The following is a 20,188-nucleotide window of genomic DNA, read 5'->3' as shown; positions in this document are numbered from 1 at the left end:
CCCGGAATGGTGGATTATCGAAAGGAAAAAGCCCGGCCGGTTAAACCGGCCGGGCAGTTGGAGGCTAAAGGTTGAAGTCGGTGCCGGTCAGGGCGTGGTTGCCGGCAATGCTGATCCGGAACTCGGGGGCATTGTCCCCGGCCGTATTGCCCGAGATGACGGTATATTCCCCATCCTCCCGCGTCTCATGGGTGACCACGATCTGGCCCGGGGCCGTGGTGGAGGTTTGGAGGGTGAAGCTGTTGTTCCCCGCCACCCCGGCATTGGCATCGATCCCCGAGAGGTCGATCTTGTCGCCGGCCTCAAAGCCCTTGATCGTGTCGCCATGGGCGGCAGTGGCCGATCCGAAGACGAAGATGTCTTCACCCGCCCCGCCATCCACCACATTGACGGCATTGCTCATGGTGATCACGTCATCGCCCGAGCCGGTGGTGACATTCTCCACCCCATAGAGCGTATCGGTGCCACTCTGGCTCGAGACCGCGCTGCCGCGGCCACCCACCCCGGTGCCCAGGTCCACCGTGGCATCGGCGGTCAGGAAGGCCAGGTCCAGCGTGTCATTGCCGGCATCACCCGAGATCTCGCCACCATAATAGGTGTCATTGCCATCGTTGAGCGAACCGACGAAGAGGTCGTTGCCGGCGCCGCCAAAGACGGTGTCGTCATCTGCCCCGGCATCGATGAGGTCATTGCCCGAGCCACCGAAGAGGCGATCGTCACCCGCCTCGCCATAGAGCAGGTCATCGTCATCGCCGCCGAAGACATCGTCGTCACCATCATCGGCAAAGACCACATCGCGGCCCGCCCCGGCATCGACGAAGTCATCACCGGCACCGGCCCGGATCACGTCCACTCCGGCATTGGCGATGATGTAGTCCGTCCCGGCAAAGCCGAACACCAGGTCCCCACCGGACGTTCCCAGCAACACATCATCCTGAGGCGTCCCAAGTACAGGACCACCGGCAGACGCGACATCATCATCGTCATCGTCGTCGCAGTCGTCGTCATCTTCGTGATCGTCGTCCGGGTCCGTAGGCTCGGGATCGGTGGGATCAGGATTGGTCGGGGTTTCCTCGTCATGCTCGACGAGGCCGAGCTGTGGCAGGCCATTCGGGCTATGGAAGGTCACCGAATGCGTGCCGCTCGTCACCGTGGTCGTGCCGTTACCGTTCTGGACCACGGTGTAGTCGCCGCCAGCGCTTCCTTCCGGCAACTCGATGACATCCTGAGGACGTAGCGTCCCGATGATGACGTCATTGCCGCCGCCAGTCTTGAACACGATGCGGTGCGCCGAAAGGAGCGAGGTGATATCCACCGTGTCGTCGCCGGAGCCGCCCGTCACCGTGATTGTGTCCGGCCGCAGGCTGGTCAGGCTGAAATCGCCGAACATCTGCACGCTGTTGTCGCCGCCGCCGGGATTGACGACGATCTCCTCGATATCCGTCATCGCGGCAATGACGACCTCGGCACCGCCGCCGACCTGGCGCGTAATCACGATCTCGGCTTCGAAATCGCCGCCGACATCGCCATCTTCAAATGCGATCCGGGCAATCGCTTCGTCGATGGTGTAGATGCGATAGGTCTCATCCTCGTCGTTGCCGCTGACGACCAGCGTATCGCCACCTGCACCTTCAAAGCCGCCGTTAATCGCGTCGCTGCCGTCGCCGACACTCCAGATGAACGTGTCGTTGTCGGTCGCGCCGGTGGTGGCATTGTCCCCCTCGGGGAGATTGCTGCCGAACAGCGCATCATCTCCGGCACCGCCAATGATGATGTCGTCGCCTTCGCTGCCCCTGATCTCGTCATTGCCGGCAAGGCCGAAGATGATCTGGCCGACGACACCGGGCACCGTGATGGTATTGTCGGCGGCGGTCCCCGTGGTGACCACGAAGGTCTTGTCGGCGAACTGGATGCGCTCGATGCCGTTCGCCGTGCCCATCTGCTCGAGCTGAGAATCGTCTTCGTCGCCATTCGAGGCGTCGATATCGTTAATCGTCAGCGTCGAGCCGTTGAAGACGATGGCGTAGCCGCTGGCAGGGCCAGTGAAAACCGCTGTGTCCGTACCCGCTCCACCGATAAGATCGTCGTTGCCGGCGCCGCCGATGAGGATGTCATCGCCTGCGCCACCATTCAGGTCGTCGTTGCCAGCACCGCCGCGCAGAGTATCGGCCCCGTCATTGCCATTGATCGTGTCGTTGCCGGTGCCGCCGGTGATATCGTTGGCAAGTCCGTTGCCGGTAAGGGTCCGATTGCCGCCACCAGCAACCGCCAGGTTCTCGACGTTGCTGCCCAGCGTGTAGTTGCCCGATGCAGAGAGGACGACGGTATCGCTCCCGCCATTGGCGGCTTCGGTGACCGTATCGACAGGGCCTGATGAGGTATCATCGACGTAGTAGGTGTCGTTGCCGGCCCCACCGTTCATCGCATCGGCGCCCAAGCCGCCCACCAGAAGGTCATCCCCATCGCCACCGTTCAGCGTGTCGTTTCCGTCGATGCCGAGAAGGATGTCCCGTCCGGTCGTCCCGTTGAGAGTGTTGGGGTCGTCATTGCCGGTTACGACATTGTAGTCGATGCCGCCGACCTCGATCCGCTCAATATTCCTCAGGATGTCGTTGCCTGCCGTGGTCATGCGCAGGTCGCCGCCTGAACTGAAGTCGAAGGCCGTGTTGGACAGCTGGCCCGCCATCACCGCAGTATCGATGCTATCACCGCCGTCGATAACATTGTTGCCCGAATTGCCGGTGATCCGGTTGGCGAGTGCGTTGCCAGTGCCGTTGATGTTGCTGCTGCCGATGAGCACGAGGTTCTCGACTTCGGCGGCCAGCGTGTAGCTGACGCTGCTACGCACCGTATCGACGCCACCACCTGCCAGTTCGACGACGTTGTCGAAACCGGTGACACCGCTGCCGGAAACATCGTCGACGACGTAGGTGTCGTCGCCGGCGCCACCGGTCAACAGGTCCGCACCAGCACCGCCATCGAGAATGTTGTTGCCCGCATTGCCGGTGAGGACGTCATTGTGACCGCTGCCGGTAAGGTTTTCGATGCTGACCAGCAGATCTTCGGCGCCGGCGGCCATGGCAACGGCCAGCGTCGTGGCTGTTGAAGCAAGGGTAACGGTCACACCCGCAGTTGCCGAAGCATAGGTCGCAGTATCGTTGCCATCGCCCCCGTCGAGGCGGTCGTTGCCGACACCGCCCTCGAGCAGGTCGTCCCCAGCATCGCCATAGAGCAGGTCGTTGCCGGCGCCGCCTTCCAGATCGTCGTTGCCGAAGCCGCCCCGCAAGACGTCGGCTCCGCCGTCGCCGAACAGCCTGTTGGCCTCGTTGTTGCCGATCAGGGTGTCGTCGTGATTGGCACCCTCGACATTCTCGATGTTGCGGATCCAGGAGAAGCCCGAGGCCTCGCCGGTCAAGAGGTTGACCTGGACGCCGACGCTGGTCGCCGACTGATAGTTGAGCGTGTCGCCGGCCCCTTCGGTGGCATGGTCGAGCATGTCGGCATCGAAGTGTTCGACGCCGCTTATCATCGTCGAGGTTTCGAGGGCGGTGATCGTCGTGCCGTTGAAGGTGACATCGAGCGTATCGTCGTCATTGTCTCCGATGAAGCTCAGCGTGTCGGCGCCGGCGCCGCCCTGGAAGGCGTCATTCCCCTCGCCATTGTGGTAGATGAACGTATCGTCGCCGTCGCCGCCGTTATAGGCGTCGTTGCCGGTACCTCCATCGAGCTGGTCGTTGCCGGCATCGCCGTTCAGCGTGTCGTTGCCGGTGCCGCCGTTAAGGATGTCGTTGCCGACCAGGCCGTTCAGCGTGTCGTTGCCCCCATTGCCATTGATCGTGTCGCCGCCGGCGCTGCCGTTCAGCGTGTTGCCGCCGTCGGTCCCGGATATCAGTTCGCCCACGACGTCCGTCGCTGTCGAATAGACGGTATGCTCGTTGCCGAGATCGTCCGTGTAGATCACCTGGGCCCGAATATAGCGCCCGCCGAAGTCGGTGGTGCCACTGCCGGTCGTGGGAATGGTCCAGCTCAGCCCGGTCGCGTCGGCGACGTTCGTCCAGGGGCCGGCCGGTGAGTTCGACCACTGCCACTGATAGGCAATCAGCCCCTCCTCGAAGGCATCGGTGATGCCATCCGCGTCGGTGAAGGCGACCGTCATGGTCAGCGTCTGGCCCTCGGTCGGCGACATATCGCTGATGAGGAGCGGGCCGACGGGTTGATCATTGGTGCCGACGACCAGATCGGTGGTCAGCGACATCACGGTCTCGGTGACCCCGCCGGCGTCGACATAGGTGCCGACGACGCGGATGCGCAGGCCGGTGTGCTCGTCGCCGGGCGTGAAGGTCGTCCCGAAGGCGCCCGGAATATTGATGTAGTCACCAGTGCCGTCGTTGCGTTCGATCTGCCAGCGGAAGGTCATGTTGGGTACGTTGCCGCTGCCGACCGGGCCGGGATTGTTGGCGTCGTAGACGCTGCCTGCGTGAACTGAAAGCACCTGGCCTTCGGTGGCCGGCAGGCCAAGAATGGTCAGCCGGCCGACCGGCTCATGGTTGCCAGACTGCTGGAGAACCACGGTCTGGTCCGAGAACTGAAGGCGCTCGATGCCCACCAGGGTATCGACACCTTCGTCGATCTGCGGATCGACCTCCTCCATTTCGCGACGGGCAATGCGCACGCTGCCGTCCTCAAACTCAGTGATCTCGTACCAGTCCTTGTTGCCCGCATAGATGGCGGTATCGACATTGTCGCTCGCGTCCTCGTCGTAGAGAATTTCGCGGTGGATATGCATCTGGCTTGGCAGGATGGTTCGATCCATCATCAGATCGAACATGGATTTGCCGACCCAGGACATCATGTTGGCCACGAGCGCCGTGGGCGGATTGACACCCAGTGCTGCGACCCAGCCGGTCACCTGCTGCTGGGTAAAGACATGTTTGAGCGTATCGACCGTGGCGATCTCGTTGGCACCCGCAGCGTCATTCGGCAGGGCTCCCGTTGGGCGGCCCGTCGTGGGCGAGAGCACGGGCTCGGTAATGCGGATGCGCACGTTCAGCCAGGCATCGCCATGGATGAAGTCGTCGCCGCCGCGGCCTTCAAAAGTATCGTTGCCGTCGCCACCGATCAGGACGTTACCCGAGGCGAAAGCGATAGCCTTCTCCAGATCCGGGGCATTTCCCGGCCGCTCCAGCAGCACCTTGTTGAGCAGCGCTTCGAGCCCATGGATACGGTCGACGCCAGCCCAACTGAGCTCGTGATTTGTCATATCGAGCTCGGTTTCGATCTCCTCCCTGCTGCCGCGGTCGTCACCCCGTAGGACGTCATTGTGCTTCCAGCCCGATAGCGCCTCGGTCTGATCAAAGCGATCGCGCAGGATATTGTCGGCGACCGTGGTGAAGATCGGAATGCGCATGTCGGAATCGGCGGCCACGCGGTTGCCCTTGTGGATGGCCCAGTCGAAACCGTACATGCCTTCATTGCGCATCACGGATTCGCCTTGAACCATGATGTCGTCGCCGGACTCCATGTCGAAGTCGTTCTCGTTCTCGCCAGCGAAGGCCACATCGTGGCCGATGATGGTGGAATTGAAGAACAGTTCGGAGTTCTCGCCGGCAATGGTGTCGAAACCATCGCCGCCCTCGATCCAGTCATTGCCCTCATTGCCCATGAGGAAGTCGATATCGGCACCGCCCAGGATGAAGTCGTCGCCTTCGCCCGCGAACACTTCCGTGCCATCGACGCCAACAAAGAACACGTCCTTGCCGTCGCCGCCCATCAGCACATCGAGGCCATTGGAATTGGCGATGATGTCGTCGCCGTCCTCACCCTTGATGAAGTCACCGGTATCGCCGCTGTCAGTGATGATGTCGTTGCCGGCACCGCCGATAACGAAGTCCACGCCGGCGCCGGATTCAATCCGGTCGTCGCCGCCTCCGCCCCAGATGGCGTCGTCACCGAAGTCGGAAATGATGGTGTCATTGCCTTCCGAGCCCCCGATGACGGTATGCTCGCCGCCGATGAAGCGAATGTAGTTCTTCAGCGGCGTCTCATCGACAGCGGTCAGCAGGTTGTCGCGCTGCACCTTGGTCATACCGATGGCGTTGAGCGCTGCATCGTCATGTTCTGGGTCCGCCTCGACCTGTTTGTCGCGATCTATGTTGAGCACATAGTCGTGCTTGGCGAACGGATCGACGCCTGTCCGGAACACGCTCTCAATATCGTCCTCGGTGCCGCGAACGCCGTCGAGGCCGGGATCGACCATGTCGGAATTGATGGCGACAAGTTTGGAGAAGGCATTGTTCTCCAGTTCGTTGAGCAGATTCAGCCCCTGTGTGCGCGTCAGGTAGTAGAACCGGTCGAGGTCCTGCAGCATCTCCATCTGTGCTTCGAACACGGCATTGAAAGTAGAGCCGAGCATGCCACCGAACGGCATCTTCTTTTCGGCGAGACCGCCGATCCACAGATCGATCAGGTTGAGGCCGGTTTCGGTGCTGACGACTTGGCTGCCGGAGGGGCCAACGAGCTCGCTCCAACCGCCATTCAGGAAGGCCCCCCGATCGGAGGGCGGGTCAAACGTTCTGACAACGCCATTGATCGTGACGACCACCTGTACACCCATGACAAGGGCCGTCGCTGCTGCCCGTTTGCCTTCGACACTCTGCTCGGCTTCGATGCTGTTGTGCGTGCCATAGGCAGCGATGAAGTTGACCACCGAAGCCGGATTTTTGAGATTGGTGGCGAACTCCGACCAGCTTTCGTAGGGTTTTACGAAGGTCGAATTGCTGGCTGCATAGAGCTGTTCACGTGCCTGATTGAGGGTTGGCATGCCCGTGTCGCGACCGCGGGCAATGTTGATCGCGGCAAGGTCGAGCGGCAGGCCAAGCAGGTTGGTGCGCAGCGCGTCGACAACGAATTCGTCGATCTCGTTGCCGTGCACCAGCGTCATGCCACGGAAGATTGCGCCGGCAGCCTGGTCGTGGCTGATCGCGCCGTCCATGTCGTATTCCATCGGGTTGAGGAAGGCTTCAATCAGACCGATGTCCTGGCCCCAGGTGGCCAATTGGGCGGGCGTCAGTGCTGTCTCCACCGTCACCATGACGGGGTCGCCATTCTCGTCGAAAATGAGTGCGCCGGCCTCATCCCTATCCTGGACAAGCTCGTAGCGGACCGGGTTCCCCTGATCGTCGAGGAACATGCGCTTGATTTCTTCGGTCAGCATGGAGTGACCGAAGCGGTAGACGACATGCGCAAACTCGGCAAAGATCGCCGGATCGATGTCGGTGATCGTGTTGAACACGAACACGTCGATCATCGGCTGCACCTTGCGGCCGAATTCTTCGAACACCAGGTGCTGGTACTGCATCTCGGTGGCAAAGCGCGCAGCCTGGAACAGACGCTCCCCGTCCCAGGAGAGTGCAGGCCCAAGCGCAGCTGGATCGACACCGGCGGCCGAAAGAGCAGCGAGCTGCGCCGGGTTGAGCTCGGCAGCCGTGATTATTCCTGCAAGCAGGGACAAGGCGACGCCCCCGGACTGAATGGCATGCAGTTGGGCCGGTGTGAGTTGTGCGAGATCGACACTGAGCCACTCGTTGATGAAGTCGACATCCTTGGATTTCAGGATTTCCAGCTTCTGCACATCCACCTGGCGGTTGTGCTCGGAATGGAAGACGTGGTGGACGGCGGTGAGGCCAATATTTTCGTTGCCCCGGCCGTCGCCGGTGACGAAGTGCTTGTCGAGCAGTTCGTTGTCGTACTCGGTATTGCGACCGGTCAGAGGATTGAACTGGACAGCATTGCCAGCAGGATCGACCCCAGCGACGTTATTGCCATCGGTGACCAGAATGCCTTGCGTCGTCAGCACCGGAACCGCGTTGTGCGCAATGTCGTCGAGGAACGAATGCGAGGTACGGACCGGCTCCGTGCCGCCTATCAGTGCAGGATTGAGTTTGACCGCCCCCAGCGGGCCCGGTGTGCCGCTCATGGTGACATCGTCCGACGTGTTCGGAATCCCGTCAGCACCGATGTCTATGATAACCTGCGCAAAGCCCGTGACCGGATCGCGAATGAATTGGCCGTAGAGGTCGGTTCTGAGCAGTGGAATATTGAAAACGTCGCGGTCCGTCAGTTCGATGCCGAGGAAATCCAGGGCGTTCTGCTTGACGTCCTTCCAGGTCGGCAGGCCACCGTCAGCGCCATCGAGCATGTGCCCTGTCGCTACCGGCTTACCATCGACCAGCTTGTACTCGCGCAGGAAAACCTGATGCGACGGATGCGAGGTATAGGTCTGGTTCTGGTCCACAAATGGGGTGGTGACGTTGATTGCCTCGCGCTGGGTATCGTCGGCCGTGCCCAGCACGCCGTCGGCGCCGGTGCCAGGGACCTGCGTCGCGCGCGTCAGCACCATAAAATTGGTGAAACCACCCGGCACGTAGAGCGGATCGTCGGGCTGCAGCGGAACATAGATCGTACCGTCGCCGCCCTTCGAGATCAGATCGAGGCCATGGTCGAAGAACTGGCCGAAGAACGTCATCCAGCCATTGAAGGGCGCGGAGAGGCCTTCGTCGGGCGCGACGTTCGGGAGCTTCAGCGAGGTGCCATCAACCTCGAATTCTAGGCCCAATTCGGCCGCAACATGATCGAGAGCGGTCTGGGCTCCGGTAATGAGATCGGGGTCCGTACCTGCATCCTCGCCGTCAGGCACCAGGATGCTGAAGTCGTTCACTGCGGTCTGAGCGGTCTCGGCCGCTGCTTGTGCCACCCCCAGAGCGGGCTCCACAACGCCCGTAAGTAGGCCCTGAAGCACCGCCGCGTTTGGCGGATTGGTCGCTATCACGGCCGACAGATCGTCCGCCATCTTCTGCCAACTGTCCACGCGACCTTGGGCAATCTTAGCGGCATGGATCAGCGCAAACGGGCCGCTGATCGAAGCCATCTTTGCCGTGAGATCGCCCTCATGGCCCGCGTACCGCAAGGCGGCGATCAGCGCCGCCGGGTTGTTCGGCGTCTGGTCGACGATCAAATTCGAAATGATGCGCGGATCGGCATCGGCCACATTACCGCCATTGCCAGCCGTCTCTCCGCCGGTATTGTAGTCGCCATTGGTGACTTCGCCGCCCGGTTGTGAGCCGTTCGTGTCGAATGTGTCACCATCGTTCTCGTTCCGCCAGTTCGGGTCGAACATGCGTGGCATGGTCTGGTCGGCGGCGCCCCAGAGTTCGCGACCAGGGATGATATTGTTATAGGTGCCATCCACCGTCCGCAGACCATAGGGCAGATGCGGCTGGCTGATCGCCAGCATGCCCTCGGTGCCATAGACCCCGTTCTCGTCAACGCGGATTTCATTCAGTGGAATGCCGCTGGCATGCGCCTCGGCGATCTTGATCTGCTTCAGAACGAATTCCAGATCATGCTGATTGAGTTTGACGGCCATTCTGTCCTCCCAAGCACGGGCATGTATCGCCCTCCCGATTGAACCAACAGTCCAATTGCGGGTGAATGTTCGAGGACAGTGTTGTATGAATTGGGCTCGCGACGTACCTGCAATAGTCGAGCCATTTTCGACACTTTATTTGGTAGCCGGAGTAACTACTTTGGATGGTGATATCGTAAGACCAAGGTCTGAAGTTCGTCGCCAATGGCGATGGAGTGCTCTGAGCTTTTCAAGCCAGTTTCTGATCGCTGCCGCGCTGGTCCTGTTTGTCGCGATGGCTGTCTTGGGCACCTGGATCACTGAACAGATCAAGCAAAGCGTTCTTGAGACCTCGGGCGCACAGGGCGGCCAGTTTATGGCAGGGTTCCTCGAGCCTCACGTGCAGGAGCTGCAGGTCGGCGGGGAGCTATCTGAGGAAGCTCATCGCACGCTGGATGCCCGCTTTATCGGCACGCCCGTAGGCGACAGCGTGGTTTCGATAAAGATCTGGCGCGCCGACGGAACCGTCATCTACAGCACCAACAAGGATTTGATTGGCCAGCAATTCGTCTCAACTGACGTCACCAGGGCTGCTTCTGGCGAGATCATTGCCGAATACGAAGACCTCGTCAGCCAAGAGAGCGCCCATGAGCAGTCCCTGGATGTAGCCCTGATAGAGGTTTATGGCCCCCTCTATCGACAGGGAACCGACGAAGTTCTTGCTGTCGGCGAAATCTATGAAAATGCCGATGCCCTAGCGGCTGAGCTTTATGTCAGTCGCCTGCGAACCTGGATCGTCGTTTGCCTGACCACCATGCTGATGTTGGCCGTGCTCTATTTCATCGTCCGACGGGGCGACATGACGATCGTGGCCCAGAGATCTGAGCTGCGTCAGCACGTCCAGGAGGCGCGCCAGCTCGCTCATCAGAACGAAGAGCTGCGGCTGGTGGCGGAGAAGGCAAGATTGGACGCGAGCGAGGCAAACGAACAGCTTCTCGACCGGATTGGCTCGGATTTGCACGATGGCCCCATCCAGCTCCTCACCCTCCTCACTCTAAAGCTCTCCAACCGAAACATCGCAAAGCACTTTAGGGAGGTTCCTGAAGAACTTACGCCGCTGGTCGGTAGTCTTAGAAATATAGCGGGTGAGGCGATTACCGAGCTGCGGAACCTCTCTACTGGACTAAGCTTGCCCGAAATCGGCGACCTTACGCTCAGAGATGCCATGCGGTCGGCTGTGTCTCACCACGAAGACATCACCGGCGACCGGGTAACGGTAACTTTCGGAGAACTACCGCCGCACATCAGTGAGGCGACAAAGATATGCGCCTATCGCGTCATCCAGGAAGGTCTGAACAACGCGTACAAACACGCCAAGGAATCGGCGAAATCAGTCGTGGCCTTCGCTGACAAGGACGTTTTGACCATAGAGGTGAGGGATAGCGGTGCGAAGTCTTCCACACCCGTGGCAGGTGGCGTGGGGCGCCAGAAGCTAGGCCTTACAGCGATGCGGAATAGAGTCGGCGCACTGAAGGGAAGCGTGTCGGTCACCACCGATGCGGTGAAGGGGACAATCGTAGTTGCCGTCTTGCCCATGGACGCGACCCAGTGACGGCGTTAGCCGTCCTCCCCGCTGATTATTTACGGTCCTCCTCTTTGAGCGTAGTCTAATCGCCTTAGTTCCGTGAGGCTCCGAATGGCTAGTCCTTTGACCATAGCCTTTGCCGATGACCACCCGCTCTTGCTGAGAGGGATCATGAACTTGTTCGAGGACGATCCCGCATACAGTGTGGTCGGCAAGGCCGATTGTGCGAACACCGCGCTCGATCTCGTTCGACGTCACGTACCCGACGTGGTCGTCATGGACTTGAGCATGCCGGGCGACATTTTCCAGACGATCTCGGAAATGGCGGCACAGTTCCCCACGCGAATTGTGATTTTCACGGCGTATTCGAGCATCGACGCCGCCCTCAAGGCATTGGAGGCGGGGGCAGTTGGCTTTGTGTTGAAGGACAGCGACAGCGAGGAACTTTTCGACGCGGTTTCGACCGTGAGCGCAGGCGAAATGTACATTACCAAGCAATATGCCTTGCAGGTAATGAACGGCCTCCGTGAGCGAGCGAAGCGCGATAGCTCAAAAGGCAAAATTAGGCTTAGTCCTCGCGAACGTCAGATTGCGCGCCTTCTGGCTGAGGCCCGCACCAATCGGGAGATAGCTGAAGCTCTCCATATTTCTGAACGTACAGTAAAAAGCTACATGAGCGCCCTGATGGCGAAGCTCAAGGCGCGCAACCGCGTCGAGGTGGCCATGGCAGCCCGAGAGTACGTGGAACTAGAATCTGATGAGCTCCCTGCTCAGGAGTACCCGCTAACCCTAAGACGTTGATTGCCTCGCGGTCATCAGGCAAGGCGCCTGGCTCGCTTTCGGGGGCCTCGCCGCAGTGACCATTGCGGGGTCGGGAACTGACCACATCTGTTGCGGTCAGTCGACAAGAAGCGGCAGCCCTCTCCCGCTTTTCAACCTCCGATGAGGTCGGCGTCATTGCGTTGAAGCCACTCTGCGCAGGACGAGGGCCAGATTGGGCTTTGGTTCGACGTAGATCAGATCACCACGGGTGACGCTGTCGGCAACTGGTGTCTCGGTCATGTCCCAGGTGTCAAGGACAGCAGCGCTGTAGTGCTCATCCGGTGGCGTCGGCACCACGATCTCCCGAGGCTGACGGTGACCAAGATAGGCCACGTAGTAGCTGTGGGGATTGCTGGCAATCGGGTACGGAAAACGGACCTTGGACCAAGTTTCTTCGCCTGCGGCGGGCTTTGACATTTCGGGACCGGTTACATTGTCGGCGCCGAACTTCATGATCCGGTGATTGCGATTGTCGAGCATGGGCTCCAGGACGCCTGGCGCTTCTTCCAGAACATAACGCAGAAACGCGATACGCGAAACGCTGTCGCCGGTGAGTTCACCGCCCTTGGCCCACCAGAGCACTTCCTCGTCGTTGTAGTACGTCTCGCCATGGGTGACGTGGCCGCCATTGACGACACCCAGCCAGAACTTGTGGATCATGTCGCGGCCGCTGATGTTCCCCCACTGCTCGGCGATGTCGCCCTCGTAGCAGCACTCGTCCACCGAGACAGGCTTTCCATAGCGCTCACGCCAGAGAAGAGAATGCTCGGTTTCCGGCCGTTGGATGCTGACATGTGTGATCTTGGGATGGTGCCAGTCAAAGAGCGGGAAGGCGTTGTGGATCGAGAGAAGGTGACCGTACGGGTCGGTGTCGGCGACGACGTCGATCATCCGGTTCCAGTCGGCGAGCGACTTGTTCTCCATGAAGTCGTACTCGTTAGCCATCGACCACCACACATTGGGCAGGCCAGCGAGGCGCGCAACAATGTAGCGAAGATAGCGATCGTCCTGCTCCGCGCTCATCCGCGAAAAGCCCCAGCGATCATAGGGGTGCAGCAGGATCAGATCCGCCTCGACGCCGATCTCGCCGAGCTGCCGGATCCGCATCTCGATATGCTGAAAATAGGCAGGGTTCGGTCGGTCGAAGTCGAACTGCCAGCCAGAGTCCTCGACAGTGGCGGGCCACTTGCTCTCGCCCTGCTTGAGCAAGGCGAAAGGATAGCGATCGGGCTCGTTCTGATTATAGCGATAGTGCTTGGGGAAGACGCACATACGGATCTTGGTGAAGGGCGCCCGTTTCAACGTCGCCAGCGTCTTCTCTTCCATGGCGTCGCCTTGAACATTCCAAGCGTAAGCCGTGGTGCCGATATTGAGGTAGCGGCTGCCGTCGGCGTAGCTGAAATGGAACTTCTCGGCGACCCTGACAGGACCATGATCCCCTGCCCGCGCCAGCCCGACGGTCAACACACCAGCCAGGTCATGCATTTCGCTGGCATTGCTGGCGGTGCGATACTGCCAGTGCCCCTCCCGCGTCGGCAAAAAGCGAATGCGATAGGTTCCGTCACCGTCGTAGAACCCTGGTACCACGAGGGTCAGGTCGCCATTGGAGAAAGTCGCCGAGAGCGTCACTTCAAGGTAGGGGTTACCCTCGGCGGGCCCGGAAAGCGAGAGTTCCAAGGGAGCCCAGAGCGTGGCTTCGGCAGTGGAAATGGCTATTTTCGACATAATGATCCTCGTCGCCGACCAAAGGGGGCGAGCGCTATTTTGCATAACGGGCGGCAATCGCCCGTGACGGGTTGGTTGGAGTGACCGGCGGAGATGAGCCCGCCGGTCGATCAGTCAGGCGCGGGCGAGGATCGCGTTGGCCTGCTCGACGAAGGTTTTGCCCGCCTGTTCAGCGTCGATCTGGCCGAAGGAAACCTGCTGACTAAGCTCGCGGAACATCGTTTCGACTTCGGTGGCGCCTCTCGGGGGCGGAGGCGGAATGGGCGTTGCCACGGGCGTGACCGCTGCAACGAATTCGAGGGACGCGCGCGGCAGTTCGTCGAGCTCTGGTGCAAGGACCTCCTGCATGGAAGGCGATGCCGGAACGCCGCGCTCGACGCCAAGCGATTTCACGCCAATCGGGTTCATCACGAGGAAATTCGCGAGCTTGACGGCGTCCGACTTGAACTGCGATCCGGAAAAGATCGAGAAGTGCTGCGCCGGACGCATGAATTGACCGATCAGGTCGCCGGCCCCTTGCGGATACATTGCCATGCCGAGCTTTTTCGGCGTTGCTCCCTGCAGCGCGACGATCTGGTTGGAATGCCCAAAATTCGTGGCAGCCTGGCCTTGGATCAGTAGATTTTCGCTGATCGTTTCCACGTCTAGCGCCGCAACGTCGGCGGGCGGAATGGCGCCGCGAGCGCGTGCCTGAGCCCACATGTCGAACCACTCGGCGGCGGCTTCCGCGGGGGCTCCCACGCCACCATCACCGTAGGACTGGAAACCTTTCTGACGGACGAAATTCTCGTAGACCAGTGCGTTTCCGCTACCGTCGCTCATCCCGTAATATTTGCCGTCATTGGCTTTCGTGACCTGCTCGGCCAGGTCGAACCATTCGCTCCAGGACGTATCGAGCGCTATGTCGGTGGCACCGACTGCTGCAAACGCATCCTTGTCGTAGAAGAGCGCTGTGGTGTTGTTGCCGAGGTTGACGCCGTAGAGTTTCCCATCGACCCGAAGAGCATCGACGGAAGACGCGGGCCAGTCGCTGATGTCGAGTTCATTGCCGACATAATCATCCAGCGGCTCGAGTACGCCGCGCTGCGCGTATTCCGCGATCTGGCTGTATCCCAGCTGCATGAGGTCGGGTGGATTGCCGCCAGCGATCTTGGTGGCGAGGCTCACAAAATAGTCCGCTGTTGAGCCCACGGTTTCCGTCTCAACAACCACACCGGGCTCGGCGGCCATGAAGTCTTCGATGGCCTTCACTGTGCGGTTCAGGCGATCTTGCCCGCCCCACCACATGGCACGCAACCGACGTTCCTGCGCGAATGCAGGAAGTGCAGAGAGAGTAAGGGCAGCACCACCCAGTTGCAAAAGAGTTCTACGATTCAAAGACATACCTATTTCTCCTCATCAACAGGCATTGAACGTCAGGATCAGCTCGCTCCTGGAACCATCAGCTTCCAGTTACGGCGCGCTAACCAACTCAAATTTCAGCATAATTTTGAGCAAGCGCACGCCATCGCACAACCGCAGGGTCACTTGCGGCCGGACAAGCTTTAGTCAAAACCATCATCTTGTATGGAAGAGTTTGCAGATTTTCTTGCGCATGTCACTATCGATTTCTGCGGTTTCGCAAAAAATCGACAATCAATGGTCGAATTTTGAAAAAAATCGAAACCAAGGCATTGTTCGATCAGGCTGGCGTTGAAGATAATTCAACAGGCAAGCCGAGAAAAACACCCCGGAACAAAAGCTGACGCAACCGAGGCTCAGTATTTGAGCGCAGCAGCATCGTGGCAGCTTCTCGGCGATTTTGGTTTGAACGATCGCGGGCGCTCAGGCCGAGGCGAAACTGCCCGTGTGCACTGCGCGCCCCGGGAAGTCGCCTGAGCTGTTGCACATTCCACGGCGGCCGCCCCTAAGCGGCGGCGCATTGCCCTTCATCAAAGAAAAGTGCTCCCACCCCGGAAGGGGTGGGAGCAAACCGCCTCGCATATCGCTTCAGAGACAGGCCAAACCTACTGCATCGCCCCTGCCTGTCGCGGCAGCCACAGCACCAGGTCGGGGATGTAGGTGATCATGAACAGCACCACAATCAGCAGCAGCAGGTGCGGCCACAGCTCCTTTATCATGGCGCTGATCGGTATGCCGTTCACCGCCTTGATGACGAAGAGCAGCATGCCCATGGGTGGGGTGATGAGGCCGATCATCATGTTGAGCACCAGCACGACGCCGAGATGCACAAGATCGATGCCGAGCGCGAGAGCGGTCGGGATGAACAAAGGCACGATGACGAGCTGGATGGTCGAGACGTCAAGGAAGCAGCCAAGGATCAGGAAGAGGATGTTCAGCAAGAGCAGGAACAGCCAGGCTTCCATCTGGTAGTAGGCGAAGAACTCATAGACCATCTGCGGGATGCGCTCGACGGCAATGACATAGTTGAAGATGAAGGCACCGCAGAGAACGACAGAGACAACGGCCGTGGTCTTGACCGTGGCATAGACCACCGCGGCGAAGCTCTTCGGGCCCAGGGTGCGATAGGCAAAGAGGGCTAGAAGCAGAGCATAGAAGGCGGAGACGGCAGCAGCTTCGGTGGGCGTGAAGACGCCGGTATAGATGCCACCGAGCAGGATGACCGGCATCAGCAGGGCGGGAAAGGCCCTGAGAAAGATCATCGGGAATTGACGGAAGGGGATGGCGTCTTCAACCGGGAAGCCACGCCTCTTGGCAGTGAAATAAGCTGCGACCATCTGGAAGCCGACGATCAGCAATGCGGGGACCACGCCGCCGAGGAACAGCGCGCCGATCGAGGCCGACGACACCAGGGCATAGTAGACCATGGGAATGGAGGGCGGGAAAATCGGCCCGACCACGGCCGTTGCCGCAGTCAGCGCGCCGGCATAGCCGGGCGGATACCGATTTTCGCGCATCATCATGTCGTTGACGACCTTGCCCACGCCTGCGGCGTCGGAAATGGCGCTGCCGCTCATGCCCGAGAAGATGAGGCTGGTGAGGATGTTCACCTGCGCCATGCCGCCGGGGCTGCGGCCGACAAGGGCCAAACAGAATTGCAGTAGTCGGTCGGATATCTTGCCGGCGTCCATGATATTGGCGGCAAAGATGAAGAGCGGCACGGCGACGGCGGCGAAATTGCCGAAAATGCCGTTGAGCACCATTTCGGCGCCGAGACCAACGTCGCGGCCGGAAATGAAGAGATAGAGAACGCTCGAGGCGATCATGGCGATGCCCATGGGCAGGCCGGCGATCGTGGTCGCGACGAGAACCACGAGCATGATGGGAAGGGCGTATTCAGCCAGCATAATGAACCTCGCGCGGCGCTAGATCTGCTTGCCCCAATCGGGCGTGAACAGGCGCCATAGCCGCACTGCGGCCTGGATGGTGAAATTGACCACGAACAGCAGGTAGCAGCCGTAAATCCAGGTCATGGAGATCCGCAGCACCGGACTGCGCTTGCGCAGCAGGAATTCGAGATAGTCCCAGGTGGCGGGAATCAGCAGCAGGAAAGTGGCGATGAGGACGACCATCGAGAAGATGGCCATGATGCGCTTTACCCGCGGCGTCATGACCTCATAGACGACGTCGAATGCGACGTGCTCACGGATATTGACCATGAATGCCGCCGCCCAGAACACGGTCCAGACGAAGGCAATCATCGTCACTTCTTCCGTCCACAGGATCGGACGGTTGACGACATAGCGGAAGAAAATCTGGACGATGAAGCCGAGGAAGGCGGTGGTGAAGAGAAGGACGCCGACAAGGTCGGCGCCCTCCTTGAGTACCCGCAGCCATGTCGGCATCCGCCTCACGGATGCGGTGTAGTCGGTCATGATTTACTCGGCGGCAAGGGCGTTGATCTTCTCGACCCAGCCTTCTGGCCAGGAGGCCGCACGGTCGGAGGTGAGATAGAAATCCTGAACGTGGGTACGGAAGGCATCGACGTCGGGTGTGGTGATCGTCAGACCCTTTTCCTCGAAAAACGACACTAGGCGTTCTTCATTGGCGAGACGCTCGGTATTGTTCCAGTCGCATGAAGCAACGGCCGCCTCGGTCATTGCCGCCTTTTCCTCGTCAGTCAGCTGCTCCCACGTCTGGTTGTTGACGGCAACATTGATGCCGTCGACGAGGTGGCTGGTGAGGACGATCTGCTTGGTGACTTCGTAGAACTTTGCAGCCTCTACGGACGGGAGGGGATTGTCCTGACCGTCGATCGTGCCGGCCTGCAGGCCAAGATAGACTTCGCCAAACGGAAGCGGCGTCGGGTTGGCGCCAAGAGCCTGGCCCAGGAACAGCCACGCGTCGGACGATGGCATGCGCAGCTTTATGCCGGCCAGATCGGCGGGCGTTGCGACTTCGCGGGCTTCACGCAAGTTCACCTGGCGAGTGCCGAGATAGCAGGTGTCGAGGAGCTGGATGCCCATCTCGTCAGAAACGCGCTGCTTGAATTCGGTACCGATATCGCTGGCGAAAAAGGCGCGGTAGTGCTCAGGGCTCTGGAACAGGTAGCCAGCGGTGAGCAGGCCGAACTCGGGAATGGCGTCGGCGATGAGCTGGAAAGACACATAGGTCATTTCGGCATTGCCGCGCTGCAGTGCGTCAAGGTCGGCGCCCTGTGCAAACAGCGAGCCCGAGTCATAGAGCTGGATATCGTATCGGCCCGGCGAAAGCTCTTCGAGCTTGTCGGCAAAAACCTTCATGGCCTGGGTGTGGAGGTCCGTGGGGACGCTCGGCACGGTATATTTCAGCTCGAGCTTGTCTTGGCCGAGAGTGGCCCCGGTAAGCGCGAGAACGGAGACTGCCGCAAGGGCAAGCGAGGTAAGACGGGTCATGGATCCCTCCTCCAAGGGTGTAATCGACCGACTGGCGCCCTAGCCTCCCAGACCACTGGCGCACTTGAATGGTAGTACCTTGCATAAACGCCATACTCATGTAAACAGTGATTTATCAATTGATGTGCTGACTGATTGTATCAGTTGCGCAATGAGGAGATTTCTAGTGGCTGCCGCAGACCTTAGAGGCGTTATCACCGCGTCGATCACCCCCTTCGCCGACGATTTCAGCGTGGACGTGAAGCGACTCGCCGCCCACTCGGCAAACCTGCTTGCGGCCGGCTGCAGCTTTGTTTCCACCTTTGGCACGACCGGCGAAGGCGCTTCGCTTTCGACCCGCGAAAAGGTTGCGGCCCTCAACGCCATCAAGGCCAGCGGTGCCGACATGTCGCGTCAGGTTCCCGGCGTCATGACGCCGACGCTGGACGATGCGGCCGAAATGATCGTCGGCATTGCCAATGCCGGCTGCCGGGCGGCCCTCGTATTGCCGCCCTACTACTATGGCACGAGCGAAGCCGGCATCGCCGGCTGGTACGATGCCCTGATCGAGCGCACGAAATCGGCCACCCAGATCGACATCCTGCTCTACAATATCCCGCAGCTGAGCCGCATTCGCTTCACCGCTGACTTGGTGAAACTGATCCTTTCCAAGCACGCCTCGCGCATTGTTGGCATCAAGGATTCCACTGGCGATGCCGACAACGGCGTGATGCTGGCGAAAACTTTCCCCGACCTCTCGATCTTCACCGGCGATGACCGCGTTTTGCCCACTCTGCTCGCCAATGGGGGGGCCGGCATGATCGGCGGCATGCCCAATGTTTTCGCGAAAGACCTCGTGGCGCTCTACAATGATCCGAAGAACTCCGATCTCCTCGCCAAGCAGACGACGCGCATTCTCGCCGTGGACAAGGGCGGTTCGCTTGTGGCGCTGAAGGCCGCACTTGCCCAATATAGTGGCGACGAAAATTATGCCCGCGTGCTGCCGCCGCTGAAACCGCTCGAAGGCCAAGGCCGCACGGACCTGTTGCAGACCTTTGCGCAAAGCGGTTTCGACGCCGCAGCCTGATGTTGTCTTGCGCCAGACAGGGTAATAGTTCGGCAAGAGCACAAAAAGGACTTGGGAATCATGTCGGTCAGCGACAGCGCCTCAGCCGAAGCCCCAGCCGAACGGGCCTCCGTCAAAAGCGCGGCTTATGAAAAGTTCCGGCAGGCGCTGTTCGATGGGCGCCTGCGGCCCGGCCAGTTCGTGTCCCAACGCGAACTGGTCGCTCTCCTCGGGCTTTCGATCGGCGCGCTTCGCGAACTGCTGCCGCGGCTCGAACTGGAAGGTCTGCTGCGCGTCATGCCGCAACGCGGCATCCAGATCACCCAGATCGACCTGCCGATGATCCGGCAAGCTTTTCAGATGCGCATGGCGCTCGAGCGCGAAGCCGTTCTTACAGCGGTGCGGAAGCTCGACGACGCAGTGCTTGACGAGCAGGAAGCGCTTCATCGGGCCATCGTTGATGAAGTGATGACCAATCCCAGCCCCGATCTTTTTGAGCGGGGCCAGCAGGTCGATGACGGCTTCCATGCGCTCCTTATCGCAACGACGCAGAATGATCTTCTTGCCCAGGCCTATGCGGTCAATGCCATCCGCATCAGGCTGATCAAGCTCGACCGGGTGACGCTGTCAGCCGGCGTTTTGCCGGCCGCCTTTGCCGACCACCTGGCGATCATCGCCGCCATCCGTTCGCGCGACGCCCATGCCGCTATTGACGCGATGGACCGGCACATGATGAACGCCCGAGAGCGCGCTCTCGAACTCTAGTAGGTTTT

General features: G+C 60.2%; 10 protein-coding genes. 4 read left to right on the top strand and 6 right to left on the bottom strand.

Annotated elements, in window-relative coordinates:
- Window positions 1-64: 64 nt before the first annotated feature.
- Window positions 65-9,424: a peroxidase family protein gene (locus ACSQ2A_RS09940; RefSeq protein ID WP_436072085.1), complete on the bottom strand. Its 9,360-nt coding sequence runs from the start codon at window positions 9,422-9,424 to the stop codon at window positions 65-67.
- Window positions 9,425-9,584: 160 nt separating this feature from the next.
- Here ACSQ2A_RS09940 and ACSQ2A_RS09935 point away from each other — a divergent pair, with 160 nt between their 5' ends.
- Both ACSQ2A_RS09935 and ACSQ2A_RS09930 read left to right on the top strand, forming a co-directional pair.
- On the top strand, window positions 9,585-11,015 hold the full coding sequence (locus ACSQ2A_RS09935) for a sensor histidine kinase (protein ID WP_436072084.1): 1,431 nt from the start codon (window positions 9,585-9,587) through the stop codon (window positions 11,013-11,015).
- A gap of 84 nt (window positions 11,016-11,099) precedes the next feature.
- Entirely contained in the window at window positions 11,100-11,789 is a 690-nt protein-coding gene (locus tag ACSQ2A_RS09930; protein ID WP_436072083.1) for a response regulator, read from the top strand.
- A 153-nt stretch (window positions 11,790-11,942) separates the two neighbouring features.
- On the opposite strand, the gene ACSQ2A_RS09925 is transcribed toward ACSQ2A_RS09930, so the two are convergent.
- From ACSQ2A_RS09925 to ACSQ2A_RS09905, 5 genes are all read right to left on the bottom strand, one after another.
- The gene (locus ACSQ2A_RS09925; RefSeq protein WP_436072082.1) at window positions 11,943-13,535 is read right to left on the bottom strand and encodes a DUF5060 domain-containing protein; all 1,593 of its coding nucleotides are present in this window, start codon (window positions 13,533-13,535) and stop codon (window positions 11,943-11,945) included.
- A gap of 114 nt (window positions 13,536-13,649) precedes the next feature.
- A complete protein-coding gene (locus ACSQ2A_RS09920) occupies window positions 13,650-14,822 on the bottom strand; it encodes an ABC transporter substrate-binding protein (RefSeq protein WP_436072280.1) in 1,173 nt (390 codons plus the stop codon).
- A 719-nt stretch (window positions 14,823-15,541) separates the two neighbouring features.
- Window positions 15,542-16,843, bottom strand: a complete 1,302-nt coding sequence (locus ACSQ2A_RS09915) for a TRAP transporter large permease (RefSeq protein WP_295415295.1) — start codon at window positions 16,841-16,843, stop codon at window positions 15,542-15,544.
- An 18-nt stretch (window positions 16,844-16,861) separates the two neighbouring features.
- A complete protein-coding gene (locus ACSQ2A_RS09910) occupies window positions 16,862-17,371 on the bottom strand; it encodes a TRAP transporter small permease (protein WP_436072081.1) in 510 nt (169 codons plus the stop codon).
- A 3-nt stretch (window positions 17,372-17,374) separates the two neighbouring features.
- Window positions 17,375-18,370: a sialic acid TRAP transporter substrate-binding protein SiaP gene (locus ACSQ2A_RS09905; RefSeq protein ID WP_436072080.1), complete on the bottom strand. Its 996-nt coding sequence runs from the start codon at window positions 18,368-18,370 to the stop codon at window positions 17,375-17,377.
- A gap of 166 nt (window positions 18,371-18,536) precedes the next feature.
- Here ACSQ2A_RS09905 and ACSQ2A_RS09900 point away from each other — a divergent pair, with 166 nt between their 5' ends.
- Together ACSQ2A_RS09900 and ACSQ2A_RS09895 are read left to right on the top strand one after the other, a co-directional pair.
- Complete coding sequence (locus tag ACSQ2A_RS09900; protein WP_436072079.1) at window positions 18,537-19,436, top strand: dihydrodipicolinate synthase family protein; 900 nt, start codon at window positions 18,537-18,539, stop codon at window positions 19,434-19,436.
- A 60-nt stretch (window positions 19,437-19,496) separates the two neighbouring features.
- Entirely contained in the window at window positions 19,497-20,180 is a 684-nt protein-coding gene (locus tag ACSQ2A_RS09895; RefSeq protein WP_436072078.1) for a GntR family transcriptional regulator, read from the top strand.
- Window positions 20,181-20,188 lie beyond the last annotated feature (8 nt).

The sequence above is a fragment of the Devosia sp. LjRoot3 genome (genome assembly GCF_964252865.1).
Taxonomy (GTDB): Bacteria; Pseudomonadota; Alphaproteobacteria; order Rhizobiales; family Devosiaceae; genus Devosia.
Note: the sequence above shows the minus strand (reverse complement) of the source record. Positions and strands in the feature narration are given on the sequence as shown.

Coding starts and splice junctions, on each gene's coding strand:
- ACSQ2A_RS09940 (WP_436072085.1), bottom strand. CDS start 9,424: ATGGCCGTCAAACTCAATCAGCATGATCTGGAATTCGTTCTGAAGCAG.
- ACSQ2A_RS09930 (WP_436072083.1), top strand. CDS start 11,100: ATGGCTAGTCCTTTGACCATAGCCTTTGCCGATGACCACCCGCTCTTG.
- ACSQ2A_RS09925 (WP_436072082.1), bottom strand. CDS start 13,535: ATGTCGAAAATAGCCATTTCCACTGCCGAAGCCACGCTCTGGGCTCCC.
- ACSQ2A_RS09920 (WP_436072280.1), bottom strand. CDS start 14,822: ATGTGGTGGGGCGGGCAAGATCGCCTGAACCGCACAGTGAAGGCCATC.
- ACSQ2A_RS09915 (WP_295415295.1), bottom strand. CDS start 16,843: ATGCTGGCTGAATACGCCCTTCCCATCATGCTCGTGGTTCTCGTCGCG.
- ACSQ2A_RS09910 (WP_436072081.1), bottom strand. CDS start 17,371: ATGACCGACTACACCGCATCCGTGAGGCGGATGCCGACATGGCTGCGG.
- ACSQ2A_RS09905 (WP_436072080.1), bottom strand. CDS start 18,370: ATGACCCGTCTTACCTCGCTTGCCCTTGCGGCAGTCTCCGTTCTCGCG.
- ACSQ2A_RS09895 (WP_436072078.1), top strand. CDS start 19,497: ATGTCGGTCAGCGACAGCGCCTCAGCCGAAGCCCCAGCCGAACGGGCC.